The organism is Streptomyces zaehneri (assembly GCF_032248645.1).
Lineage (GTDB): Bacteria > Actinomycetota > Actinomycetes > Streptomycetales > Streptomycetaceae > Streptomyces > Streptomyces coriariae.
On record NZ_JASTTJ010000007.1, the window covers coordinates 348,145 to 370,778 of the forward strand.

25 protein-coding genes are annotated in these 22,634 nt (G+C 71.2%); 14 read left to right on the plus strand and 11 right to left on the minus strand.

The features are described from left to right. Positions 1 to 91 precede the first annotated feature (91 nt). The gene (locus tag QQM72_RS15045; RefSeq protein WP_057603272.1) at positions 92 to 850 is read left to right on the plus strand and encodes an LOG family protein; all 759 of its coding nucleotides are present in this window, start codon (positions 92 to 94) and stop codon (positions 848 to 850) included. Between the two features lie 264 nt (positions 851 to 1,114). On the opposite strand, the gene folP is transcribed toward QQM72_RS15045, so the two are convergent. Next, the gene (gene folP, locus QQM72_RS15050; protein ID WP_314221367.1) at positions 1,115 to 1,975 is read right to left on the minus strand and encodes a dihydropteroate synthase; all 861 of its coding nucleotides are present in this window, start codon (positions 1,973 to 1,975) and stop codon (positions 1,115 to 1,117) included. Between the two features lie 130 nt (positions 1,976 to 2,105). On the opposite strand from folP, the gene QQM72_RS15055 reads away from it, so the two are divergent. Both QQM72_RS15055 and QQM72_RS15060 read left to right on the plus strand, forming a co-directional pair. After that, positions 2,106 to 2,462, plus strand: a complete 357-nt coding sequence (locus QQM72_RS15055) for a DivIVA domain-containing protein (protein ID WP_314221407.1) — start codon at positions 2,106 to 2,108, stop codon at positions 2,460 to 2,462. Further along, positions 2,459 to 3,046 carry a DNA-3-methyladenine glycosylase I gene (locus QQM72_RS15060; protein ID WP_314221368.1) on the plus strand — a complete coding sequence of 196 codons (588 nt, stop codon included), beginning with the start codon at positions 2,459 to 2,461 and terminating at the stop codon, positions 3,044 to 3,046. The genes QQM72_RS15055 and QQM72_RS15060 overlap by 4 nt, the downstream gene beginning before the upstream one ends. A 107-nt stretch (positions 3,047 to 3,153) precedes the next feature. Here the strand turns inward: QQM72_RS15060 and chcB are convergent, their stop codons facing one another. Further along, on the minus strand, positions 3,154 to 3,945 hold the full coding sequence (gene chcB / locus QQM72_RS15065; protein ID WP_314221369.1) for a 2-cyclohexenylcarbonyl CoA isomerase: 792 nt from the start codon (positions 3,943 to 3,945) through the stop codon (positions 3,154 to 3,156). A gap of 379 nt (positions 3,946 to 4,324) precedes the next feature. Between chcB and QQM72_RS15070 the strand changes: the two genes are divergently transcribed. Beyond that, positions 4,325 to 4,492, plus strand: a complete 168-nt coding sequence (locus QQM72_RS15070) for a DUF3117 domain-containing protein (protein ID WP_003966491.1) — start codon at positions 4,325 to 4,327, stop codon at positions 4,490 to 4,492. A gap of 169 nt (positions 4,493 to 4,661) precedes the next feature. Here the strand turns inward: QQM72_RS15070 and QQM72_RS15075 are convergent, their stop codons facing one another. After that, positions 4,662 to 5,360, minus strand: coding sequence for an O-methyltransferase (locus tag QQM72_RS15075; protein WP_314221408.1), 699 nt, complete (start codon positions 5,358 to 5,360; stop codon positions 4,662 to 4,664). 239 nt (positions 5,361 to 5,599) lie between these two features. Between QQM72_RS15075 and sigE the strand changes: the two genes are divergently transcribed. Both sigE and QQM72_RS15085 read left to right on the plus strand, forming a co-directional pair. Beyond that, a complete protein-coding gene (sigE, locus tag QQM72_RS15080) occupies positions 5,600 to 6,316 on the plus strand; it encodes an RNA polymerase sigma factor SigE (RefSeq protein WP_314221409.1) in 717 nt (238 codons plus the stop codon). After that, positions 6,313 to 7,287, plus strand: a complete 975-nt coding sequence (locus QQM72_RS15085) for an anti-sigma factor family protein (protein ID WP_314221370.1) — start codon at positions 6,313 to 6,315, stop codon at positions 7,285 to 7,287. Before sigE ends, QQM72_RS15085 begins: the two co-directional genes overlap by 4 nt. Positions 7,288 to 8,166: 879 nt before the next feature. Here QQM72_RS15085 and QQM72_RS40890 read toward each other — a convergent pair. Further along, positions 8,167 to 8,382, minus strand: coding sequence for a hypothetical protein (locus tag QQM72_RS40890; RefSeq protein ID WP_399077256.1), 216 nt, complete (start codon positions 8,380 to 8,382; stop codon positions 8,167 to 8,169). Here QQM72_RS40890 and QQM72_RS15095 point away from each other — a divergent pair. From QQM72_RS15095 to QQM72_RS15105, 3 genes are all read left to right on the plus strand, one after another. Beyond that, positions 8,381 to 10,027 carry a trypsin-like peptidase domain-containing protein gene (locus tag QQM72_RS15095; protein ID WP_399077259.1) on the plus strand — a complete coding sequence of 549 codons (1,647 nt, stop codon included), beginning with the start codon at positions 8,381 to 8,383 and terminating at the stop codon, positions 10,025 to 10,027. The two genes, QQM72_RS40890 and QQM72_RS15095, sit on opposite strands and share 2 nt — an antisense overlap. 248 nt (positions 10,028 to 10,275) lie before the next feature. Next, a complete protein-coding gene (locus QQM72_RS15100; protein WP_314221372.1) occupies positions 10,276 to 10,746 on the plus strand; it encodes a sec-independent translocase in 471 nt (156 codons plus the stop codon). 169 nt (positions 10,747 to 10,915) lie between these two features. Further along, the gene (locus tag QQM72_RS15105) at positions 10,916 to 11,575 is read left to right on the plus strand and encodes a hypothetical protein (RefSeq protein WP_314221373.1); all 660 of its coding nucleotides are present in this window, start codon (positions 10,916 to 10,918) and stop codon (positions 11,573 to 11,575) included. A 111-nt stretch (positions 11,576 to 11,686) separates the two neighbouring features. Here the strand turns inward: QQM72_RS15105 and QQM72_RS15110 are convergent, their stop codons facing one another. The 3 genes from QQM72_RS15110 to QQM72_RS15120 are packed head-to-tail and all read right to left on the minus strand — an operon-like array spanning position 11,687 to position 14,745. Then, complete coding sequence (locus tag QQM72_RS15110) at positions 11,687 to 12,820, minus strand: Mrp/NBP35 family ATP-binding protein (RefSeq protein ID WP_314221374.1); 1,134 nt, start codon at positions 12,818 to 12,820, stop codon at positions 11,687 to 11,689. A 43-nt stretch (positions 12,821 to 12,863) separates the two neighbouring features. Continuing rightward, positions 12,864 to 13,460: a DUF1003 domain-containing protein gene (locus QQM72_RS15115; RefSeq protein WP_314221375.1), complete on the minus strand. Its 597-nt coding sequence runs from the start codon at positions 13,458 to 13,460 to the stop codon at positions 12,864 to 12,866. Further along, on the minus strand, positions 13,450 to 14,745 hold the full coding sequence (locus tag QQM72_RS15120) for a magnesium transporter MgtE N-terminal domain-containing protein (RefSeq protein ID WP_314221376.1): 1,296 nt from the start codon (positions 14,743 to 14,745) through the stop codon (positions 13,450 to 13,452). The genes QQM72_RS15115 and QQM72_RS15120 overlap by 11 nt, the downstream gene beginning before the upstream one ends. Positions 14,746 to 14,998: 253 nt before the next feature. On the opposite strand from QQM72_RS15120, the gene QQM72_RS15125 reads away from it, so the two are divergent. Then, on the plus strand, positions 14,999 to 15,700 hold the full coding sequence (locus QQM72_RS15125) for a hypothetical protein (RefSeq protein WP_314221410.1): 702 nt from the start codon (positions 14,999 to 15,001) through the stop codon (positions 15,698 to 15,700). Positions 15,701 to 15,773: 73 nt separating this feature from the next. Here QQM72_RS15125 and QQM72_RS15130 read toward each other — a convergent pair whose 3' ends face one another. From QQM72_RS15130 to QQM72_RS15140, 3 genes are all read right to left on the minus strand, one after another. Next, positions 15,774 to 16,292 carry a hypothetical protein gene (locus tag QQM72_RS15130; protein WP_314221377.1) on the minus strand — a complete coding sequence of 173 codons (519 nt, stop codon included), beginning with the start codon at positions 16,290 to 16,292 and terminating at the stop codon, positions 15,774 to 15,776. A 32-nt stretch (positions 16,293 to 16,324) separates the two neighbouring features. Then, positions 16,325 to 17,455 (minus strand): magnesium and cobalt transport protein CorA, encoded by a 1,131-nt coding sequence (locus QQM72_RS15135; RefSeq protein WP_314221378.1) that lies wholly within the window; start codon positions 17,453 to 17,455, stop codon positions 16,325 to 16,327. Between the two features lie 144 nt (positions 17,456 to 17,599). Next, complete coding sequence (locus QQM72_RS15140) at positions 17,600 to 17,764, minus strand: hypothetical protein (protein WP_314221379.1); 165 nt, start codon at positions 17,762 to 17,764, stop codon at positions 17,600 to 17,602. Between the two features lie 217 nt (positions 17,765 to 17,981). Between QQM72_RS15140 and QQM72_RS15145 the strand changes: the two genes are divergently transcribed. After that, entirely contained in the window at positions 17,982 to 18,566 is a 585-nt protein-coding gene (locus tag QQM72_RS15145; protein WP_314221380.1) for a suppressor of fused domain protein, read from the plus strand. Between the two features lie 61 nt (positions 18,567 to 18,627). Here the strand turns inward: QQM72_RS15145 and QQM72_RS15150 are convergent, their stop codons facing one another. Further along, entirely contained in the window at positions 18,628 to 19,851 is a 1,224-nt protein-coding gene (locus QQM72_RS15150) for an MFS transporter (protein ID WP_314221381.1), read from the minus strand. Between the two features lie 245 nt (positions 19,852 to 20,096). Between QQM72_RS15150 and QQM72_RS15155 the strand changes: the two genes are divergently transcribed. The 3 genes from QQM72_RS15155 to QQM72_RS15165 all read left to right on the plus strand — a co-directional run bounded on the left by QQM72_RS15155 (position 20,097) and on the right by QQM72_RS15165 (position 22,610). Beyond that, complete coding sequence (locus tag QQM72_RS15155; protein WP_171399324.1) at positions 20,097 to 20,738, plus strand: DUF6758 family protein; 642 nt, start codon at positions 20,097 to 20,099, stop codon at positions 20,736 to 20,738. A 355-nt stretch (positions 20,739 to 21,093) separates the two neighbouring features. Next, positions 21,094 to 21,951: a PHP domain-containing protein gene (locus QQM72_RS15160; protein WP_314221382.1), complete on the plus strand. Its 858-nt coding sequence runs from the start codon at positions 21,094 to 21,096 to the stop codon at positions 21,949 to 21,951. 53 nt (positions 21,952 to 22,004) lie between these two features. Continuing rightward, positions 22,005 to 22,610, plus strand: a complete 606-nt coding sequence (locus tag QQM72_RS15165; RefSeq protein WP_314221383.1) for a MarC family protein — start codon at positions 22,005 to 22,007, stop codon at positions 22,608 to 22,610. Positions 22,611 to 22,634 lie beyond the last annotated feature (24 nt).

The following is a 22,634-nucleotide window of genomic DNA, read 5'->3' on the forward strand; positions in this document are numbered from 1 at the left end:
ACCCGCGTAGATCTACGCTGAGGTGGAACAAACTTCCCCGGCTCTCGGCCTCGCCCGAGCCGGGGAGGGTCAATCGCGGAGGGAGCTCACCATGGCTACAGGGAACCCCGAGGGCAAGAAGCAGCCACCGGACGAACAGCGCCTGGGACCGGTCCTCCGCAGGCGGGACCAGGTGCAGTCGAGCACCACGGACCAGCGGCTGCTGGACGAACGGGCGCCCTCCGACTGGGTGCACACGGACCCCTGGCGGGTGCTGCGGATCCAGTCGGAGTTCATCGAGGGCTTCGGCACCCTCGCCGAACTGCCCCCGGCGATCAGCGTGTTCGGTTCCGCCCGCACCCCGGTGGGCTCCCCGGAGTACGAGGCGGGCGTACGGCTCGGCAGCGCCCTCGTCGACGCCGGCTGGGCCGTGATCACGGGCGGCGGTCCGGGCGCGATGGAGGCGGCCAACAAGGGGGCGTCCGAGGCGGGCGGCATCTCGGTGGGCCTGGGCATCGAGCTCCCCTTCGAGCAGGGCCTCAACCCGTACGTCGACATCGGCCTGAACTTCCGCTACTTCTTCGTGCGGAAGATGATGTTCGTGAAGTACGCGCAGGGTTTCGTGGTCCTGCCCGGCGGCCTCGGCACCCTGGACGAACTCTTCGAGGCGCTCACCCTCGTCCAGACCCAGAAGGTCACCCGGTTCCCGATCGTCCTCTTCGGCACGGAGTACTGGGGCGGCCTGATCGACTGGCTGCGCAACACCCTGATCGCCCAGGGCAAGGCCTCCGAGAAGGACCTCCTGCTCTTCCACGTCACGGACGACGTGGAGGAGGCGGTGGCCCTGGTGTCGAAGGAGGCGGGCCGCTAGGGCGCTTCTTTTGGATCAGCCCGGGTCCGCGGCGCCCGGTACGGCACCTCGCGGCGTTGTCGCATGATCCGCGTACACCCGGTACGCGGATCATGCTCCGGCCTGCGACGCACCGCTCCGGACACCGCGGCCTGATCCGACCCGATCCCAAAGAGACGCCCTGGGCGCTCCGCCTGGGATCCCGGCCCCTCCGGCGTTTGAGGAGCTGGGTCCAGGGACGGAGCCCCTGGGACGGGACGGGTAGGGGCGGCGGGGGCGAGGAAACTACGCGAGCCCCCGCCGGGCCACCGCCGGCGCCCGGTGCCCGGCGATCGACGCCACCATGTCCAGCACCTGCCGGGTCTCCGCCACCTCGTGCACCCGGTACACCTGCGCCCCCAGCCACGCCGACACGGCGGTCGTCGCCAGGGTCCCCACCACCCGCTCCTTCACCGGCCGGTCCAGCGTCTCGCCCACGAAGTCCTTGTTGGACAGGGACACCAGCACCGGCCACCCCGTCTCCACCATCTCCCCGAGCCGCCGGGTCGCCTCCAGGCTGTGCCGGGTGTTCTTCCCGAAGTCGTGCCCCGGATCGATCATGATCGACTCCCTGGGCACGCCCAGTTGCGCCGCCCGCTCCGCCAGCCCCACGGTCACCCGCAGGATGTCGGCCATGACGTCGTCGTACGTCACCCGGTGCGGACGGGTCCGCGGCTCGGCGCCCCCCGCGTGCGTGCACACCAGCCCCGCCCCGTACCGCGCCGCGACCTCCGCCAGCCGCGGATCGACGCCGCCCCAGGCGTCGTTGAGCACATCGGCCCCCGCCTCGCAGACCGCCTCGCCGACCTCGGCCCGCCAGGTGTCCACGCTGATGACCACGTCCGGGAAGCGCCGCCGCACCTCGGCCACGAAGCCGACCGTCCGCCGGGCCTCCTCCCGCGCGGTGACCTCTTCACCGGGCCCGGCCTTGACGCCGCCGATGTCGATGATGGCCGCGCCCTCCGCCACCGCCTGCTCCACGCGTGCGAGGGCCGGCTCGTCACGGAAGGTGGCCCCCTGGTCGTAGAAGGAGTCGGGGGTCCGGTTCACGATCGCCATGATCACCGGCTCGTGCGCGCCGAATTCACGCCTGCCCAGCCTGAGCATCCCCTGTGACCTCTCCTCGTACGTCCTGCACATCCACCGCCTGCGACCCTAACTGTCGGACCCGCATGGCACGATCGGACCCAAGCACATCCACTCCGAGCACACCGAGCGTGGGGACCCACCGATGGTTATGTTCTTGTTCCTGGTCATCGCGCTCGCCGTCGTGGTCGCCGCGGTGACACTCGCCGTGGTGGGCGGCGGCGAGGGCACCGGCCCGCTTCCGGAGGTCGCCCCCGAGCGACTGCACGACCCGCTGCCCGAGGACCGCCCGGTCGACCGCTCCGACATCGACCACCTCCGCTTCCCGCTGGCCGTACGCGGCTACCGCATGGCCGACGTGGACGACGCCCTCAACCGGGTCGCCGCCGAACTCGCCGAGCGTGACGCCCGCATCGCCGACCTGGAGTCCGCCCTGGCGGGCGCCAGGACCCCGGCAGGCGGCGGCCACGTCTCCATGGAGAAGCCGGCCCCGGAGGACCAGCAGTGAGCGAGGGGAGTGCGCTCGCCGGCGCGGACGGCGCGCTGCGCTGCCCCTGGGCACTGTCCACGCCGGACTACGTGACCTACCACGACGAGGAGTGGGGCCGCCCGGTCCACGGCGACGACGCGCTGTTCGAACGCCTCAGCCTGGAGGCCTTCCAGTCCGGCCTGTCCTGGATCACGATCCTGCGCCGACGCCCCGGCTTCCGCACCGCCTTCGCCGACTTCAAGATCGCCTCGGTCGCCGTCTTCACCGACGAGGACCGCACCCGCCTGCTCGCGGACCCGGGCATCATCCGCAACCGCGCCAAGGTCGACGCCACCCTCGCCAACGCGCGCGTGCTGGCCGACTGGGCGCCCGGTGACCTGGACGAGCTGATCTGGTCGCACGCTCCCGACCCGGCCGGCCGGCCGGTCCCGAAGACCCTGGCCGACGTGCCGGCGGTGACGGAGGAGTCGACGGCCCTGTCCAAGGCCCTGAAGAAGCGGGGCCTGCGCTTCGTGGGCCCGACGACGGCGTACGCGCTGATGCAGGCCTGCGGCCTGGTGGACGACCACCTGGAGACCTGCGTGGCGAGAACCGCCCCTTGAGGGCCGCGGGGACCGCGCGACCGGCCATGACGGTCCTGGGGTCCCCGTGCCCTCCGAAGCAGCTCCTGCGCTCCCGTGACCGGGCTCGGCCGCTCCTGTGACCGGGCTCAGCGGCCCAGGTACTTCGGCTCCTCCTTGTTGACGAAGGCCCGCACCGCGATCGCGTGGTCCTCGGAGGCCCCGGCCCGTGTCTGCAGCTCGTCCTCCCGGTTCAGCGTCTCGGCGAGGGAGTGGGAGGACCCGAAGGCCACCGCCTCCTTGATCGCCGCGTACGCCACCGTCGGCCCCTCGGCCAGCATCCGCGCCAGCCGCTCCGCCGCCGTGCGCAGCGAGGCCGCCGGGACGACCCGGTTGGCGATGCCCAGCTCGTACGCCTCCTGGGCCGTGATGCTGCGCGGGAAGAGCAGCAGGTCGGCGGCCCGGCCCGGACCGATCACCCGGGGCAGGGTCCACGAGACACCGGAGTCGGCGGTGAGCGCGACCCCCGCGAACGAGGTGTTGAAGGACGCCGTGTCGGCCACGACGCGGTAGTCCGCGGCCAGCGCGAAACCGAAACCGGCTCCGGCGGCGACCCCGTTCACGGCGGCGACCACCGGCTTGGGCGCCTCGGTCAGCGCCCGCACGATCGGGTTGTAGTGCTCGGCGACCGTGCTCATGACCTGCTTCGAGCCCTCGGCCAGCAGCCCGATGTGCTCCTTCAGGTCCTGTCCCACACAGAACGCCCGCTCGCCCGCGGCGGTCAGCAGGACGGCCCGCACGGCGTCGTCGGCAGCCGCGGACTGGACCGCGTCCCTGAGGGCGACCTTGGTCGCGACGTTCAGCGCGTTCATCGCCTCGGGGCGGTTCAGCGTGATCGTCGCGAGCCCGTCGCTCACCTCGTAGAGCACGGTGTCGGCCATGGCGTTTCCCCTCCGTGTCGCGGCTCCGGCGTACTACTGGTCAGTACGTCCGGTGTACGAGGACAGCATGGCGGAGATCACCGTCCATGGACCGGACCCGACATGTGACCTGCGTCAAAGAATTCGGGACGGTTTCCGGTGCGTGGAAGTCCGTGCGGCGGTGCAGTATCGCAGTCACATCGCCGAATTGAGTGGTTTTGCTCGCGCGCGTTGCCCAAGCGATGCCGACTGATGTTGGTCATCGGGTCCTGAGATGCGGGATAATGGCCTGGAAGCAATGTGTTCGATGCCGGTGTCGTGTGTCCCACGCTGGACCGCGGCTGCCCTCCACGGGGCCGTCGGCTTTGGCGATGAGCTGGTTTCAGGAAGGGGAACGAGCATGGCGGCCATGAAGCCGCGAACGGGTGACGGCCCGCTCGAGGTGACCAAGGAGGGGCGGGGCATCGTCATGCGCGTTCCGCTCGAAGGCGGCGGTCGACTCGTCGTCGAGCTGACCCCCGATGAGGCCGACGCGCTCGGCGACGCCCTCAAGAAGGTCGTCGGCTGACGCGCAAGCGACCCTACTCTTTCGACCGCTCCGGCATCCTTCAGGGTGCCGGAGCGGTTGTTTTCTCAGCTTTCCCGCGGTCCGTCCGGCCGTCCTTCCGGGCCGCATGGCCCGAAAGGCCCAAAGGCCGCCCACGGGCCTGCCGGCCGCGATCCGCGGACCTTCGGACTCAGCGCTTGACCGCGCACAGCAGTCCGTCGCCCACGGGGAGCAGCGAAGGCACCATCTCCTGGCTGTCGCGCACCGCCCGCAGCAGTTCCCGGATCCGTATGACCTCCGTGGGCTGCGGTCCGGAATCGACCGTGCGGCCGTTGGCGAAGACACCCTCGAAGACGACGAGTCCTCCAGGCCGCAGCAGCCGCAACGATTCGGCGAGGTACTCCATGAGTTCCAGGCGGTCGCCGTCGCAGAAGACGAGGTCGTAGCCGGAGTCCGCGAGGCGGGGCAGGACGTCGAGCGCGCGGCCGGGGATGAACCGGGCCCGGTTGCTGGCGAAGCCGCAGGCGCGAAAGGCCTGCCGGGCGAACTGCTGGTGCTCAGGCTCGGGGTCGACGGTCGTCAGCACGCCGTCCGGGCGCATTCCGTGCAGCAGGTGGATCCCGGAGACGCCGGTGCCGGTACCGATCTCCGCGACCGCCTTCGCGTCCACGGTGGCGGCGAGCATCCGCAGCGCGGCGCCCGTGCTCGGCGACACCGAGCGCAGCCCTGCCTCGCGGGCCCGGTCACGGGCCCAGTGCAGCGCTTCGTCCTCGGCGGCATAGGCGTCGGCGAACGCCCAGCTTGCCTGCCGGTTGCCGCTAATGACCCTCTCCTGTCCCCGTGGTTGCCTGGGCGTGACTGTATCCGTTGCCGCCGGGAACCCGCAGATGGGACCGCGCGTTTGAAGGGGTGGGAACGACAACGGGGGGGACACGGTTGGATCACGACGAGGGACCGGGTGTCGAGCAAGTGCTGACGCAGTCGTATGAGCCGTATCAGCACAGATCAATTTCTCGTAAAACCGCTTATCCGGAGCTAACGGGCGAGGTGGCTATGGTAGGGGCTCCACTGGACATCACCACCAGAGCCGACAGGGGAGGTGCGGCCGCGCCCGTGGATCGGGGAGGAGTGCTGCGGCGCTTTCTCGGTTCGGCAGGCAGGCCGAAATCCGTGAACGACACCGCTGCTGACCACAGCCAGGCCGCAGGCACCGCCGCCGGCCCCGCCCAGACCGCGACCTTCTCCACCGACGCGGACGGGCAGGCGTGGACTCCGCCCACGTGGGAGGAGATCGTCAGCATGCACAGCGGCCGGGTGTACCGGCTCGCCTACCGTCTGACCGGTAACCAGCACGACGCCGAGGACCTCACCCAGGAGGTCTTCGTCCGCGTCTTCCGCTCCCTCTCCACGTACACCCCGGGCACCTTCGAGGGCTGGCTGCACCGCATCACCACCAACCTCTTCCTGGACATGGTCCGCCGCAAGCAGCGCATCCGCTTCGACGCGCTGGGCGACGACGCGGCCGAGCGGCTGCCCAGCAAGGAGCCCAACCCTCAGCAGCTCTTCAACGACGCCCACTTCGACGCGGACGTCCAGCAGGCCCTCGACACCCTCGCGCCGGAGTTCCGCGCCGCGGTCGTCCTCTGCGACATCGAAGGCCTGTCCTACGAGGAGATCGCCGCGACCCTGGGCGTCAAGCTGGGCACGGTCCGCTCGCGCATCCACCGCGGCCGTTCGCAGCTGCGCAAGGCCCTCGCCCACCGTTCGCCCGAAGCGCGTGCCGAGCGCCGCTCCTTCGTTCCCCGCGTGCCCGCTCTGGGAGGAGGAAGGGGAGCGACCGCGTGAGTGGATCCCGGCACAACTCCGCCGAGAGGCTCCTCGCGGAGCAGCACCTCGGAGACCGGCTCTCCGCCCTGGTGGACGGGGAACTCGGTCACGACACCCGCGAGCGGGTGCTGGCGCATCTGGCGACCTGCCCGAAATGCAAGTCGGAGGTCGACGCACAGCGGCGACTGAAGAACGTCTTCGCGGAAGTCGCCCCGCCGACCCCCTCCGAAAGCTTCCTGGCCCGCCTCCAGGGGCTTCCCGGGGGAGGCGACCCGGACGGCGGCGGCACACCGCTGGGCAGGGGCGGATTCGGCGACGGAGTCTTCGGAGTGAGCGGAACAAGACGGGACGAGCCGTTCGAGTTCGGCTACGTACCCGCCCATGACCACGGCTCCTTCCTGTCACCGGCCTCGGACCGGGGTTTCCGCATCCACCCCGTCGGCCGTGGCGACCGCCATGACGCCGAGCGTTCGCGCGGTATGCGGTTCGCGTTCGTCGCCGCGGGCGCCGTGTCACTGGCCGCGATCGCGCTGGGCGGCATGACGACCGTCGCGCCGATCGACACCACCGCGGACGGTCGCGGGGGCGTGGGCTCCGGGAGCAATGTGACACCGGCCCGCACCCCGGGCACGGGCTCGGCGACATCGCCCGAGAGCCAGCGCCGCCGTTCCGCCGGCCCGCTGCTCTCCCAGGGCGGCCAGCTCGGCGACGCCCCGGTCGCACCGACCGAGGTGTCCGCACCGCTGCTGCCCGGCGTGCCCGCCCCGGCCACCGGCCCGGTCGAGCAGGCCCTGCACCGGCTCACCTCGCCCATGGTGGCCGGCGCCGCGGTGATGTCCCCGCTGATACGCCCGCTCGGCACCACTGCGCCGATCACTCTGAACTCCCTGACCTCCCTGACCACCGCTGCGGAGGTCACCGGGCCCGGTCTGCTCGCCGCACCCGTCCCCGTCACCACCACCTCGCCTTCCTCGCAGAACACCCGCTGACCCGGGCCCTGCGCCGCTCCGCCACGAACCTGGTTGAATCCAAGGAGGATCCGGGGAGGACCGCGCCCTGCCGGGCAGCCGGGCGCGAAAGCGGGTGGGGGAGAGCATGGACGACGGGAAGCCCACGAGGGCGAAGTGGTGGAGCCGGCCTCGACCGCAGGCGTCCCCGGGGCGACAGAGCCCCGCGGACCCGGTCGACGCCACGACGGCGGAGCCGGCCTCCGAGGAGACCCTCGGCCGCGAGCCGTCAACCGGAACCGAGGACGAAGGCGACTTCGAACTGGCCCGACCCGCACGGCCGGCACCCCCCACCGACGACGGCGACTATGAACTGAGCCGCCCCGCGACACAAACGGCTCCTCCACCGACACTCCCAGTCCCGTCGCCTACGCCTGCGGCGCCTGCGGCTGGGGAGGTCCTGGCTGCGCCTGCCGAGCCTGCCGAGCCTGCCGAGCCTGCGGCGCCGGAAGCCCCGGCTGCGCCTGCCGCGTCTGTGGCTCCGGAGGTCTCGGCTGCGCCTGCCGTGCCTGCGGCTCCGGAGGTCTCGGCTGCGCCTGCCGTGCCTGCGGCTCCGGAGGCCCCGGTTGCTGGGGCTGCCCTGGCTGTCCCGGAGGCTTCGGCTGCCTCGGAGGCCCTGGCTGCTCCGGCTGCGCGGAAGGGCCTGGCTGTTTCGGAGGCCCTGGCTGTCCCGGTTGTCCCGGTTACCCCGGACGCTCCGGTTGCTTCGGAGGCTCTGGCTGATCCAGGGGCCCCGGCGCAGTGGAGCGGCCCGGAGGGCCCGGCCGGTCGAGTCGACGCCGTCGCCCACGCCGCGCTGCCTCCCACCGAGCCGCCGCCGGTCACCGGCGAGCGGCCCAAGCCCCTGCACGACCCCGACCCCTACAGCACCCCGCCGTACGGCGACCCGGGCCCCTGGGCGCCCGCGCCGCCGGTCCAGCACCCGGCGGCGACCTCCACGCCCGCCCCGGCCGCACATGGCGCCGCGCCGACCACACCCGCGCCCGCGCTCACCGCGATGCCGGTGACGGTGGAATCCACGGGCCCCGGAACGGCCACTGCGCCTGCCGCGCCCATCTCGTCTGCCGCGCCCACCATGTCGATCGCGTCTGCCGCGCCTGTCTCATCTCCCGCGCCTCCCGCGCCTGCCATGTCTGCCGCACCCACCGCGCCCGCCGCACCCACCGTGCCCGCCGCGCCCACCGTGCCCGCCGCGCCCACCGTGCCCGCCGCACCCGCCGCGCCTGTCCCACCCACCGCGCCTGTCCCACCCGTCGCACCTGCTGTACTCACCGCACCTGCCGGACTCACCGCACCTGCCCTGCCCACCACACCTGCCGTCCCCGTCGCGTCGGCCGTCGCGCCTGCTGCGTCGCCCGCCACACCCGCCGTGTCCGGCGCACCCGTCGGCGGTTCGGTCGGGGGGCAGGTGTCCGGCGGGGATCCCGGGGCCGCGCTCCCTGCCGACCCCTGGCAGCGCTACGACCCCTGGTCCGCCAACCCCCACGCCGGGGCCGCGGCTTCCGGAGGTCCGGGGCGCGGAGCGCTGCTCTGGGCGCCGCTTCAGTACCAGGGTGCGGGCGGGCTCGGCCGGCGCCCCGGGACGGGCTTCCTCACCGAGTCCCAGCAGCGCAGGCGGCTGCGGGGGCGGCTGGTCGGGGGAGCGCTGGCCATCGCGCTGGTGGCCGGCGGGCTCGGCGGAGCCGTGGGCGTCTATCTGGAGCGCAACGGCGGGCTCGGCCCGGTGGAGCTGCCGCAGGCCGCCGAGGCGCCCACCGGGCGGTCCGCGGACAGCGTGGCCGGGATCGCGGCGCGCGCCCTGCCCAGCGTCGTGACGCTGCACGTCAGCGGAAGCGAGGAGTCCGGTACCGGTACCGGCTTCGTACTCGACTCGCTCGGCTACATCCTCACCAACAACCACGTCGTCGAGCCCGCCGGAGGCGACGGCCGGATAACGGTCGTGTTCAACGGGGGCCGGACCGCCGAGGCCGAGGTCGTCGGCCGGGACAGCGGCTACGACCTCGCCGTGGTGAGGGTGACGGGGGTCAAGGGGCTGAAGCCGCTCTACCTCGGCAACTCCGACAACGTACGGGTCGGTGACCCGGTCGTCGCGATCGGCGCCCCCTTCGATCTCGAGGGCACCGTCACCTCCGGCATCATCAGCGCCAAGGAGCGGCCCATCACCGCCGGCGGCGGGAGCGGGGACGGGAGCGACGTGTCGTACGTCGACGCCCTCCAGACCGACGCGCCGATCAACCCGGGGAACTCCGGCGGCCCCCTCCTCGACGCGCAGGGTCATGTCATCGGCATCAACTCCGCCATCCGTTCCGCCGCCGACGGCACCGACTCCGGCACCGCCCAGGCCGGCTCGATCGGCCTGGGTTTCGCCATCCCGGTCAACCAGGGCAAGCGCGTCGCCGAGGAGCTGATCAACACCGGCCGGGCGACCCACCCGGTCATCGGCGTCACGCTCGACATGGACTACGCGGGCGACGGCGCCCGGGTCGGCACGGCGGACAGCGCCGCGGGCGACCCGGTCACCGAGGGCGGGCCCGCCGACCGGGCCGGCGTCCGCGCGGGGGACGTCATCACGGAGATCGACGGCCGGCGCGTCCACTCCGGCGAGGAGCTGATCGTCAAGACCCGCGCCCACCGTCCCGGCGACCGGCTGGCGCTGACGATCGAACGGGACGGCGGGGAACGCACCCTCACCCTGGTCCTCGGATCGTCCGGCGGCGGCTGACGCGGCCCGCCCCCTTTTCCGGCGCTTTCCCAGGGATTGACAGAAACGTCACAGGTCGGGCCCCGAAACCCGGTCCCACAAGGCAAACAACGCGGAAAACCGGCCGCGTACACGTACTCGGACGCCCCCGGACGGTACCGGTCGGACAGGTGCGACAGGTACCGTGGACCCGGCCCGGACCACGGAAGACCCGACTTGACCACCGAGGGCCGAGAGCCGAGGGCCGCGGACATCGCAAGGAGCTTCAGGTGTTCAATGACATAGGACCGCTCGAGCTGGTGACGATCGTCGTCCTGGCCGTGCTCGTCTTCGGTCCTGACAAGCTCCCGAAGGTCATCCAGGACGTGATGCGTACCGTCCGGAAGATCCGCGAGTTCTCGGAGAGCGCCAAGGCGGACATCCGCAGCGAACTGGGCCCGGAGTTCAAGGACTTCGAGTTCGAGGACCTCAACCCCAAGACGTTCATCCGCAAGCATATGGACAACGACGAGCTGGGGCTCAAGGAGATCCGCAACGGCTTCGACCTGAAGAAGGAGATGGCCGAGGTCACGGACGCGGTCCACAGCCGCGACACGGACGCCGCCGTCTCGGGTTCGGCCGCCTCGGCGATTTCGTCGGGTTCGGCGGCGTCTTCGGGCGACGGTCGTATCGACATGACCAAGAAGCCCGAGGAGCCCGCCAGGGACGACCGTCCGCCCTACGACGCGGACGCCACCTGAGTGACTCGCGCCCCCCGGTGTGAGGGGGCGCACGCCCCATGCGCCGGGCGGCTTCCGGGCAGCGCGGAGCGGGGTGGCTATGCTGCCTGGTTGTTGTGCGGAGCGGACGAGTACGCCCGAAGGGGGGCGGGCCGGTCGTTCCGTCGAGAACGAGGAGGCGTCCGGGCACATGGAGACGACGAGTCGGGCGGTCGAGCAGACGCCGGCCGCGGAGGGCGGACAACAGGTCCCCTCCGCGCGGCGTACGGTCGACGGCTACTTGGAGGCGCCCTTCCCCTGGTACGGCCTCGACGAGGCCTTCACGGGGCCGCGCTGGCTGATGCAGGTGGGTGCGGCGGCCGACGGGGCGGTCGAGCACGGTTCCATCGGTCACGGCGACGAACCCTCCGTGCGGCACGAGACGGCCGGTGAGGACCGGGGGAAGTTCGCGGTCGTGGTGACCGTCGCCGCGAACCCCGTACGGCGCAGCCCGGACGGCACGGGCCTGCTGGAGGCCACGTCGGTGTCCTCGGCGGCCTGGCTGGCGGGGGTGGGCCTGCTGACCTTCACCTGGCCCGGCCAGATGGACCACAGCCTGCGCGACGACTGGCTGGACCAGCAGACCGAGACGGCGTGGGTCCTCGCCGACGACCTCGCGGGGCCGGACTGGTCGACGCTGTCCCTGCCGGTCGACGGCGTGCCGACGTCCTTCCACTACCGCGAGTCGGAGTTCGGCTGGGTGCTGGCCGGCTCGACCTCGCAAGGGGTGCACGTGGGGGCGTACGGGAGGGGCATGAGCGCGTACGGCCTCGGTTTCGCCATGATCAAGGACATCGAGGCCTACGCCTGATCAGCGGTACGAGAGCGGGGGCGCCGTCCGTGCTGGGCGGCGCCCCCGCTGTCGTGGGCAGGCGATGTACGGGACCGGCGTAGGGGACCCGAGGCCGGACCGGGGGCCGGGCTAGAACTTGTTCCTGGGCGTGATGCCGAGCGACAGTCCCGAGAGACCGCGCTGCCTGCCGCCCAGCTTGCCCGCGATGGCCCGCAGGGCGGAGCCGGCCGGGGACTCGGGGTCGGTCAGGACGACCGGCTTGCCCTCGTCGCCGCCCTCGCGCAGCCGGACGTCGATCGGGATGGAGCCGAGCACCGGGACGTTCGCGCCGGTCGTGCGTGTGAGGCCCTCGGCCACCGACTGTCCGCCACCCGTGCCGAAGACGTCGACCATCTCCCCGCAGTGCGGACAGGGCAGACCGGACATGTTCTCGACCACGCCGACGATCTTCTGGTGGGTCTGTACGGCGATGGAGCCCGCCCGCTCGGCCACCTCGGCCGCCGCCTGCTGCGGAGTCGTCACGACCAGGATCTCGGCGTTCGGGACCAGCTGCGCCACGGAGATCGCGATGTCGCCGGTGCCCGGCGGGAGGTCCAGCAGCAGCACGTCCAGGTCGCCCCAGTACACGTCGGACAGGAACTGCTGGAGCGCGCGGTGCAGCATCGGGCCGCGCCAGACGACCGGGGCGTTGCCCGGAGTGAACATGCCGATGGAGATGACCTTCACGCCGTGCGCGGACGGCGGCATGATCATGTTCTCGACCTGGGTGGGACTGCCGTCCGCGCCCAGCATGCGCGGCACGCTGTGGCCGTAGATGTCGGCGTCGACGACACCCACCTTCAGGCCGTCGGCCGCCATCGCCGCCGCCAGGTTCACCGTCACCGACGACTTGCCGACGCCGCCCTTGCCGGACGCGACCGCGTACACCCGGGTCAGCGAGCCGGGCTTGGCGAACGGGACCTCGCGCTCGGTCTGGCCGCCGCGCAGGGCGTTCGCCAGCTCCTTGCGCTGCTCGTCGCTCATGACGTCGAGAGTGACGTCGACGCGGGTGACGCCGTCGACCCGCGAGACCGCGTCGGTCACCCGCTGCGTGATCGTCTCGCGCATCGGGCAGCCGGAGACCGTCAGGTACACGGTGACCGCGACCGTCCCGTCCGCGCCGATCTCTACCGACTTCACCATCCCCAGCTCGGTGATGGGCCGGTTGATCTCGGGGTCGTTCACCGTCGCCAGTGCCTCGCGCACCGCGTCTTCGCTAGCCATAGGGACGATGGTACGGCGCTCGGCGGGGGCACGGGTAAGCCCGTCACCGGTCTTCTACGTCACGTCCCCGCGGCCGTTCTGCCGGGAATACGGCATGTTCGCGATGCCCGTCCCGCCGTTCCTCCAGTTCCTTGACCATGTCCTGGAGCTCCGAGCGGATCCAGTCCCGGGTGGCGACCTCGCCGAGACCGATCCGCAGGGCGGCGATCTCCCGGGTCAGATACTCGGTGTCGGCGATGGACCGCTCGTTCTGCTTGCGGTCCTGCTCCAGGTTGACCCGGTCACGGTCGTCCTGCCGGTTCTGCGCGAGCAGGATCAGCGGGGCCGCGTAGGAGGCCTGGAGCGACAGCATCAGGGTCAGGAAGATGAAGGGGTAGTTGTCGAAGCGCAGGTCGCGCGGGGCGAAGATGTTCCACAGGACCCAGACGATGATGACGATCGTCATCCAGACGATGAACCGCCCGGTGCCGAGGAACCGCGCGATGCGCTCCGACAGCCGCCCGAAGGCCTCCGGATCCCACTCGGGCAGGATCCGGTGCCGGGGCTGCCGCGGCTGGTCCAGCCGGGCCCGGGGACGGCTGGTCGCCGTGGCGCCGGCCGGGGTGCGCTCGCCGCGCCCGGTCTCGCGGTCAGGAGCCATGCGGGCCCACCTCCTCGGTCTCGTCCTCGTCGAGGTGGAACTCCGTCTCCCGCCAGTCCTCCGGCAGCATGTGGTCCAGGACGTCGTCCACGGTCACCGCGCCCAGCAGCGAGCCCGCCTCGTCGACGACGGGAGCCGCGACCATGTCGTACGTCGCGAAGAACCCGGCGACCACGGGCAGCGCCGCGTCCGGCGCCAGGGCCTGGAGATCGTCGTCGAGCATCGAGCTGACCAGCGTGTACGGGGGGTCGCGCAGCAGTCGCTGGAAGTGGACCGTGCCGAGGTACTTGCCGGTCGGGGTCTCGTCGGGCGGGCGGCAGACGTAGACCTGCGCGGCGAGGGCGGGGGAGAGGTCACGGTTGCGCACCCGCGCGAGGGCGTCGGCGACGGTGGCGTCGGGGCGCAGGATGATCGGCTCGGTGGTCATCAGCCCGCCCGCGGTGTGCTCCTCGTACGACATCAGGCGCCGCATGTCGGCCGCGTCCTCGGGCTGCATCAGGCTCAGCAGCCGCTCCTGGTCCTGCTCCGGGAGTTCGGAGAGCAGGTCGGCCGCGTCGTCGGGGTCCATGGCCTCCAGGACGTCCGCCGCGCGCTCCTCCTTCAGCTTGCCGAGGATCTCGATCTGGTCGTCCTCCGGGAGCTCCTCGAGGACGTCGGCGAGACGGTCGTCGTCGAGCGCGGCGGCGACCTCCGCGCGCCGCTTCGGCGACAGATGGTGCAGGACGTTGGCGAGGTCGGCGGGGCGCAGCTGCTCGAAGGTGGCGAGCAGGCTCTCCGCGCCCTGCCCGTGCTCCTCCAGCGAGAATCCGGTGACCGCCGACCACTCCACGGTCAGCGTCTCGCCCTTCGCCCGCCGGAAGGCGCTCGCCTTCTTCCCCTTGCGCACGAAGACCCGGTCGAGCTCCCAGTCCCGGCGGGCCGGCAGCTGCTGCACCGACACGTCGAGGACGGTGACCTCCTCGCCGGTCTCGCCGAGCGTGACGCGGCGGTCGAGCAACTCCCCGAAGACGAGGCGTTCGGTGGGCCGCTGTTCGAAGCGGCGGACGTTGAGCACGCCGGTGGTGATGACCTGGCCGGACTCGATGCCGGTGACCCGGGTCATGGGCAGGAAGATACGGCGACGCGTGGAGAGTTCGACGACCAGACCGAGGACCCTCGGCGGCCGCCGCCGCACCCGCAGTACGACGACGAGATCGCGCACCCGTCCGACCTGGTCGCCGTTCGGGTCGAAGACCGGGACGCCGGAGAGGTGCGAGACGAAGATCCGCGGGGCGCCCGCCGCCATGACCGGACCTCCTTCTGTGCCGCTGCTGTTGCTGGTGATGTTCTTTTCCCAATTGCCCGCTCGTGCGGGCTTCAGGCTAGCCCGTCCCGATCGGAACCGCCCTGGTGGGCGGTCCGGACGGACTGGCTCCGCTCGCGCACCGCGACCCCGGTACGCTGCCGTACGCCGCTCAGCACACCCCCGCAGAAAGGCGGCCTTCTCTGTGACTGCGATTCTCCAGGGCCGAACTCGCCGCGCCTCACTGGTGAGCGCGATGTGCGCACTGGTCGTGGGCATGGGACTGACGGGATGCGGCGAGGATCCGGACGCGGGCACGAACGGGGTGGGCAAGCTGTCCGCCGCGCAGATCCAGGCGAGGACGAAGGCCGCGGCCGGCGCCGTGGACGCGGTGCGGCTCTCCGGGAGCGTGGTCACCAGCGGCCACACGTACAAGCTGGACATGAGCCTGAAGGCGGACGGCGGCACCGGGTCGGTCACCGCGGAGGACGCCACCTTCCACCTGCTGCGGGTCGGCGAGCAGCTGTACCTGAAGGCCGACGCGGCGTTCTGGAACAAGGAGGACGGCAAGTCCGGCGAGGACGGTTCGGACACGGCGGCCGCCGACAAGCTCGACGGCAAGTACGTGAAGGTGCCGACGGGCGACCCCTCGTACAAGAAGTTCAGCGGCTTCACGGACAAGGACCTCCTCCTCGACGGTCTGCTGACGCTGCACGGCTCGCTGGCCACCGACGGCCACCACGAGCAGTCCGGCGTCCGGACGATCCGCATCACCGGCGACGGCGGTTCCGGCGGCAAGCTGGACGTGTCGCTGGAGGGCAAGCCCTACCCGCTGCGCCTGGAGCGCGCCGGTGGAGCCGGAACGCTGAGCTTCTCCTCCTGGGGCAAGGACTTCGCCCTGGAGGAACCGGCGAAGGACGAGACGGTGGACTACGGCAAGAAGCTCCCGACCTCGTGAGCTGAGCCGCCGCTCGCGGCACCGACCGATCGATGTCCCGGCCGATCGATGTCCCGGCCGTTCGCGGCCCCGGCTACGCGCGTCTGCGCTTGCGCAGCAGCAGCTTCGGCAGCCCCGCCGGCGCCGGCTCCCGCGTGGTGGCCGGCGAGGGCACGGGCCGCGCCGCCAGATCCCCTTCGGGCAGGGGCAGCGTGGCACCCGTCGGCTCCAGACGCAGCACCCGGCACTCGCGCGCCCAGCGCTCCGTCATCGCCTCGCCGTCGGGCGCGTTCAGCCGCTTGCCCTTGAGCTCGGCGACGGCCGCCCGCCACGCCTCGGTGCCCGGCGCGAGGGAGACGACCTTCGCCGTCCAGCAGACCAGCCGGCCCCCCTTGTCCTTGCTGCGGACGGTGACCTCGGCCGAACCGCCCTCGGTCAGCCCGGCCAGCGGCTGCTCCCCTGGCCCGTCGCCGACCAGACAGACCGCGCCCTCGTGCCACACGTGCCACAGCGCACGCGCGGCCGGTTCACCCGCGCCCTGGACCCAGACGAGGCCTGACTTCTTGGTGGCCTCCTCGACGAGGGCCTGGTCGAGCAGCAGCTCTCTTGTCATGGCACAACCCTAGTCAGCCGGTACCCGGGCTCTCACAGCCAGCCGTTGCGCTTCAGCGTGCGGTGGATGCCGACACAGAGCGCCACCATGGCCGACATGACCACGGGGTAGCCGAACTTCCAGTGCAGTTCCGGCATGTAGTCGAAGTTCATCCCGTACACCCCGCACACCATCGTCGGTACGGCGATGATGGCGGCCCAGGACGTGATCTTGCGCATGTCCTCGTTCTGCGCGACGGACGCCTGCGCGAGGTTGGCCTGGAGGATCGAGTTGAGCAGCTCGTCGAAGCCGATGACCTGCTCCTGGACCCGGGCGAGGTGGTCGGCGACGTCCCGGAAGTACTTCTGGATGTCGGGGTCGACCAGCCGCATCGGCCGCTCGCTCAGCAGCTGCATAGGCCGCAGCAGCGGCGACACCGCGCGCTTGAACTCCAGTACCTCACGCTTGAGTTGGTAGATCCGGCCGGCGTCCGTGCCGCGCGGGGTGCCCTTGCGTCCCGGCGAGAACACCTCCGTCTCGACCTCGTCGATGTCGTCCTGGACGGCGTCCGCGACCGCGATGTAGCCGTCGACGACGTGGTCGGCGATGGCGTGCAGCACCGCCGAGGGGCCCTTCGCGAGCAGCTCGGGGTCGTCCTGGAGGCGGTGACGCAGCGCGCGCAGCGAGCCCTGGCCGCCGTGCCGGACGGTGATGAAGAAGTCCTTGCCGGTGAAGCACATGACCTCACCGGTCTCGACGACCTCGCTGTTGGCCGTGAGCCGGTCGTGCTCGATGTAGTGGATGGTCTTGAAGACCGTGAAGAGCGAGTCGTCGTAGCGCTCCAGCTTGGGCCGCTGGTGCGCCTGCACGGCGTCCTCCACGGCCAGCGGGTGCAGCCCGAACTCGCTTGCGATACCGGCGAATTCGGCCTCGGTCGGCTCGTGCAGGCCGATCCACACGAAGCCTCCGTCGCGCCGTACCTGGCGCATGGCCTCCTGCGGGGTGGGGGGCTGCGCGTAGGTGACGCGCGCTCCGTCGCGGTAGACCGCGCAGTCGACGACGGCCGAGGGGGTCGCGGGGTCGCGGGTGGTGTCGTAGGCGCCGGTGTCCGTACGCCCGCCCCCCTTGCGCAGGGAGGGGCGGGCCGGGCGGACAACGGCACGGAGGTCGCGGATCATCGACATGGCAGGCTCCTTCGCGACTAGCAAAGAAAGACCGCCACGACGGGTGGAACTGCCCGGAATGAGGACGTCCTGAGTGCGGATGTTTGGCACGTCCACAAAGCGGGAAGCACCGCTCCGTCGCGGTGGCGAGCTTCGCTACTGAATTCAGACCGGAGAGATCTGGCAGATCAGACAGATCGAGCAGATCGGGGTGAAAAAGGAAACGAAGTGCTCTTCCGCATGAAGATGAGCGCGAGAGATGGCGACCAGCGGGGGGCCAAGAAGCCGGAGCAGCTGCGTCAGCGGCAGGAAGAGCGAGTGGTACTGCACGGGTGACTTCGATCCATGACAGCCCCACCTCCTCCAGCCGGTCCCTCGTAAGGGAGTCTCGTCTGCGTCGGGGACAAGATCGCGACTCCCTCAGTGCCCTGAAAGCCTGGGGGGACCTTCATCTGCGCGCTGCCCCGAACCACCGGCTCAGAATAGCAGTCGACTGAAGTGTCAAGGCGCTGCTTTGCCCAGCACCGACGAGTTCTATGCTCGCCGCATGGTTGATGTTCTTCCTCTGGTCGAGGCTCGTTTGCGCAGCGCGCTGGGCGAGCCGGACGCCCGCGCCGCGGTCACCTTCCTCGGTACGGACCGCCTCGAGGTGCTGCGTTTCCACGAGGGCGACGTCGTCCGCTACGCCACGCTCGGCATGTCCGCGCAGCCGATGAGCGACCCGACGGCGATGCTCGCCGACCCGGTCGAGGGACCGCGTGCCGAGCTGGTGCTGTCCGTCCGGCCGGGCGCCTCGGACACCGACAAGGTGCTCCGCCCGCTGGCCGTGCTCGCCGCGTCCCCGCAGGTCGAGGGTGTGGTCGTGGCTCCCGGCAGCTCCCTCGACGTGGGTGAACCCCTGTGGCCGGGCGCCCCGTTCACCTCGGTCCTGGTCGCCGAGCCGGGCGGTCTGGTCGAGGATCTCGACCTCGACGAGCCCCTCGATCCGGTCCGTTTCCTGCCCCTGCTCCCGATGACCCCCAACGAGGCCGCCTGGAAGCGCGTGCACGGCGCCCAGGCCCTCCAGGAGCGCTGGCTGACGAACGGGACGGACCTGCGGGATCCGTCCCGCAAGTCCGTCCCGCTCGATTGAGGTCCGGGTGACCGATGTCACCAACGCTCAGGTTTCGATGGTCAGTTGACGGCCGGTCGGCTCAGTCGGCGAAGACCGACACGCCGTCCTGGGTCGCGTGCTGCGGTTCCAGCGCCTCGGCTTCGCCGGTGAGCGCCCTGCGTCGGACGACGACCACGACCGCGCCGAGCAGCGCGGTGACCGCCGCGACGGCGAACGGGACGTGGATGTCGGTCCACTCCTCGATCTTCGGCGCGAAGTAGGGCGCGGCCGCCGCGGCGAACCAGCGCACGAAGTTGTAGCCGGCGCTCGCCACCGGACGCGGGGCGTCCGAGACGCCGAGCGCCAACTCGGTGTAGACGGTGTTGTTCACGCCGATGAACGCGCCCGACAGGATCGTGCAGACGATCGCCGTGGTGTGGTCGCCGTACCCGAGGACGAACACGTCGACGGCGAGCAGCACCAGCGAACCGCCGAGCACCTTCAACGAGCCGAACCGCTCCTGGAGCCGCGGCGCCACGAGAACCGAGAAGACGGCGAGCAGCACGCCCCAGGCGAAGAACACCGCCCCCGACTTGTACGGGGTCATGTTCAGCACGAACGGGGTGAAGGCCAGCACGGTGAAGAACGTGTAGTTGTAGAAGAACGCCGAGGCCGAGGCGGAGGCGAGACCGCCGTGCCCGAGTGCCTTGATCGGGTCCAGGACGGAGATCTTCCGGGCCGGCTTCGGCTGGTCCTTCAGGAACACCGTGATGCACAGGAAACCGATCGCCATCAGGAACGCGGTGCCGAAGAACGGGTAGCGCCAGCTGGCGTCGCCGAGCAGCGCGCCGAGCAGCGGTCCGCAGGCCATGCCGAGGCCGAGGGCGGACTCGTACAGCAGGATGGCGGCCGCGCTGCCGCCGGCCGCCGCTCCGACGATCACCGCGAGGGCGGTCGACACGAACAGCGCGTTGCCGAGCCCCCAGCCCGCCCGGAAGCCGACGAGTTCGCCGACCGAGCCCGAGGTGCCCGCGAGGCCCGCGAAGACGACGACGAGGGCGAGGCCGACCAGCAGCGTCCTGCGGCCGCCGATGCGGCTGGAGACGAAGCCGGTGACCAGCATCGCGAACGCGGTGATCAGGAAGTACGAGGTGAAGAGCAGGGAGACCTGGCCGGCCGTGGCGTCCAGCCCCTGGGCGATGGACGGCAGGATCGGGTCGACGAGGCCGATGCCCATGAAGGCGACGACGGACGCGCCGGCCGTCGCCCACACCGCCTTCGGCTGCCGCAGGATGCTTCCGGCTCCCGCATCGAATGGGTCCATGGTTCCGCTCACCCCTCGGAAGGTAGTTGGTATATACACACGATAAGTTAGATCGCCTAATTAATGCAAGTTACATCTATATCGGGGTGGGGGCCGATGGGTTGTCGATGGTGGCCCAGGGGGTGGTCGAGAGGGTGCCGGGGCGGTGGTCGAAGGGGTGTCGGGGCGGTCGAGGGGCGGTCACTTCCGTCCGGACGGGTGATCGTCCTTGACGTGGGCGTGCTCGGGTAGGACCGTGGGGCTCTATGAGGGGCGAACCCAGTTGCCCGAAGTGTGGTGGCCGGGTCAGGGCTCCCGGACTCTTCGCCGATTCCTGGCAGTGCGATGTGCACGGGACGGTGCATCCGCTTCAGCCCGTGATCCCGCCCAGCGTCGAGGCGCTCAGCGTCGTCGTGCATCGCACGCAGGTGCCGGTGTGGATGCCGTGGCCGCTGCCGGTCGGCTGGCTCTTCACGGGCGTGACGTACGCGGGGGACGACCGCAGTGGAGGCCGCGCCACCGCGGTGGCCTGTTCCGGACCGGGCCCGCTCGGCGGCATGGGTGAGCTGATCCTGGTCGCCGAGGAGCTCGGTGTCGGGCTCGGCGCGCGATATGCCGGCGTCGACGGGCCCGACCCGGGTCCGTACATGAGCGTCGAGAAACCCCCGCAGGCCAAGGTCCTGGCCGCCGGCCGTCCCACCCCGCTCTGGCATGTCTCCGCCACCCCGGACGACCGGGCCGTCTTCGCGGGAGAGGCGTGCGGGCTGTGGCTGTGGGCGGTGGTCTGGCCCGAGCAGTCCGGGCTGCTGATGTACGACGAGCTGGTGCTCACGGATCTGCGGGACGCGGGGGCCGAGCTGGAACTGGTGCCGTGCGGGGCGCTGTCGCCGCGTCTGCTCAAGCCATAGCGTTCCACCGGGCTGAACTGATGGGGGTGCGTCGCGCTTCCGGTCCTGGTTGGCTGCCGCGCGGTCGTCGCTGGTCGCGCGGGTCCCCGCGAAGCGCTCCGCGGGGCTGGGCGGTCGAGGGTTCGTGGGGCTTGCGGTCGTGGGTGTCCGTCGCGCCGTCGTGGCTGGCCGCGCGGTTCTCCGTGCCCCTGGTCGCCCACGGCGATCGGCGCGTCCCGGCGTCCCCGTGCTCCTGGAGGTTTCGGTGCCGCCCATGTAGGGGGTGCTTTGGGGTTTTGGGTGTGACAGAGGTGGTGTGATTACCGGCTATGCTGGAGCGTCCCCTTCCGCCCTGTCACCGCCTGGAGCCTGCGTCGTGCGCATCGATCTGCACTGCCACTCCACGGCCTCCGACGGTACGGACACCCCGGCCGAGCTGGTCCGCAACGCGGGTGCCGCCGGTCTGGACGTCGTCGCGCTGACCGATCACGACACCACGCGGGGATACGCCGAGGCCGTCGCCGCGCTGCCGGGCGGGCTCACGCTGGTGACCGGCGCCGAGCTGTCCTGCCGCATCGACGGCATCAGCATGCACATGCTGGCCTATCTGTTCGACCCCGAGGAGCCCGCCCTGCTCGCCGAGCGTGAGCTGGTGCGCGACGACCGGGTGCCGCGGGCACGGGCGATGGTCGCCAGGCTCAACGAACTGGGCGTCCCCGTCACCTGGGAGCAGGTCGCGCGGATCGCGGGCGAGGGGTCCGTCGGGCGGCCGCATGTCGCCACCGCCCTGGTGGAGCTCGGCGTCGTGCCGACCGTGAACGACGCCTTCACCGAGAACTGGCTGTCCGACGGCGGCCGGGCCCACGTCGAGAAGCACGAGACCGACCCCTTCGAGGCGATCCGGCTGGTCAAGGGCGCCGGCGGGGTCACCGTCTTCGCGCACCCGGGTGCGAGCAAGCGCGGTCGTACGGTGCCGGAGTCCGTGGTCGCCGAACTGGCGGCCGCCGGTCTCGACGGCATCGAGGTCGACCACATGGACCACGACGCGGACACCCGCGCGCGGCTGCGCGGGCTCGCCGCCGATCTGGGGCTGCTGGTCACCGGCTCGTCGGACTACCACGGCAGCCGCAAGACCTGCGTGCTCGGCGAGTACACGACCGACCCCGAGGTGTACGGGGAGATCACCCGGCGCGCCACCGGGGCGTTCCCGGTGCCGGGCACCGGCGGGGCCTGAGGCTCGCCTCCGCCCGTCCGGTCCACCCCCTTTCCCGCAAGGCTCCTGTACTGATGTTCGACGTCGCCGTCTTCGGCTCCCTCTTCCTCACCCTTTTCGTCATCATGGATCCCCCCGGGATCACCCCGATCTTCCTCGCGCTGACCGCCGGACGCCCCGGCAAGGTGCAGAAGCGGATGGCCTTCCAGGCGGTCTGCGTGGCCGGCGGCGTGATCACCGTCTTCGGGCTCCTCGGGCACCAGATCCTCGACTATCTGCATGTCTCCGTCCCCGCGCTGATGATCGCGGGCGGGCTGCTGCTCCTGCTGATCGCCCTCGACCTGCTCACCGGCAAGACCGACGAGCCGAAGCAGACCAAGGACGTCAACGTCGCGCTCGTCCCGCTGGGCATGCCGCTGCTGGCCGGGCCCGGTGCGATCGTGTCCGTCATCCTCGCGGTGCAGAAGGCCGACACTGCGGCGATGCAGGTGTCGGTCTGGGTGGCCATCCTCGCCATCCACGTCGTGCTGTGGCTGGTGATGCGCTACTCGCTGCTGATCATCCGGGTCATCAAGGACGGCGGCGTGGTCCTGGTGACGCGGCTCGCGGGCATGATGCTCTCCGCGATCGCCGTGCAGCAGATCATCAACGGGATCACTCAGGTGATCCGGGCCGGCTGACCGGCGCCCGGCACGCGCAGAGCC

Bases quoted from the DNA above. Each gene is read 5' to 3' on its own strand.
- QQM72_RS15045 (WP_057603272.1), top strand. From the start codon at position 92: ATGGCTACAGGGAACCCCGAGGGCAAGAAGCAGCCACCGGACGAACAG.
- folP (WP_314221367.1), bottom strand. From the start codon at position 1,975: ATGCTCAGGCTGGGCAGGCGTGAATTCGGCGCGCACGAGCCGGTGATC.
- QQM72_RS15055 (WP_314221407.1), top strand. From the start codon at position 2,106: ATGTTCTTGTTCCTGGTCATCGCGCTCGCCGTCGTGGTCGCCGCGGTG.
- chcB (WP_314221369.1), bottom strand. From the start codon at position 3,945: ATGGCCGACACCGTGCTCTACGAGGTGAGCGACGGGCTCGCGACGATC.
- QQM72_RS15070 (WP_003966491.1), top strand. From the start codon at position 4,325: ATGGCGGCCATGAAGCCGCGAACGGGTGACGGCCCGCTCGAGGTGACC.
- QQM72_RS15095 (WP_399077259.1), top strand. From the start codon at position 8,381: ATGTCGATCGCGTCTGCCGCGCCTGTCTCATCTCCCGCGCCTCCCGCG.
- QQM72_RS40890 (WP_399077256.1), bottom strand. From the start codon at position 8,382: ATGGTGGGCGCGGCAGACGAGATGGGCGCGGCAGGCGCAGTGGCCGTT.
- QQM72_RS15105 (WP_314221373.1), top strand. From the start codon at position 10,916: ATGGAGACGACGAGTCGGGCGGTCGAGCAGACGCCGGCCGCGGAGGGC.
- QQM72_RS15110 (WP_314221374.1), bottom strand. From the start codon at position 12,820: ATGGCTAGCGAAGACGCGGTGCGCGAGGCACTGGCGACGGTGAACGAC.
- QQM72_RS15115 (WP_314221375.1), bottom strand. From the start codon at position 13,460: ATGGCTCCTGACCGCGAGACCGGGCGCGGCGAGCGCACCCCGGCCGGC.
- QQM72_RS15120 (WP_314221376.1), bottom strand. From the start codon at position 14,745: ATGGCGGCGGGCGCCCCGCGGATCTTCGTCTCGCACCTCTCCGGCGTC.
- QQM72_RS15125 (WP_314221410.1), top strand. From the start codon at position 14,999: ATGTGCGCACTGGTCGTGGGCATGGGACTGACGGGATGCGGCGAGGAT.
- QQM72_RS15130 (WP_314221377.1), bottom strand. From the start codon at position 16,292: ATGACAAGAGAGCTGCTGCTCGACCAGGCCCTCGTCGAGGAGGCCACC.
- QQM72_RS15135 (WP_314221378.1), bottom strand. From the start codon at position 17,455: ATGTCGATGATCCGCGACCTCCGTGCCGTTGTCCGCCCGGCCCGCCCC.
- QQM72_RS15145 (WP_314221380.1), top strand. From the start codon at position 17,982: ATGGTTGATGTTCTTCCTCTGGTCGAGGCTCGTTTGCGCAGCGCGCTG.
- QQM72_RS15150 (WP_314221381.1), bottom strand. From the start codon at position 19,851: ATGGACCCATTCGATGCGGGAGCCGGAAGCATCCTGCGGCAGCCGAAG.
- QQM72_RS15155 (WP_171399324.1), top strand. From the start codon at position 20,097: ATGAGGGGCGAACCCAGTTGCCCGAAGTGTGGTGGCCGGGTCAGGGCT.
- QQM72_RS15165 (WP_314221383.1), top strand. From the start codon at position 22,005: ATGTTCGACGTCGCCGTCTTCGGCTCCCTCTTCCTCACCCTTTTCGTC.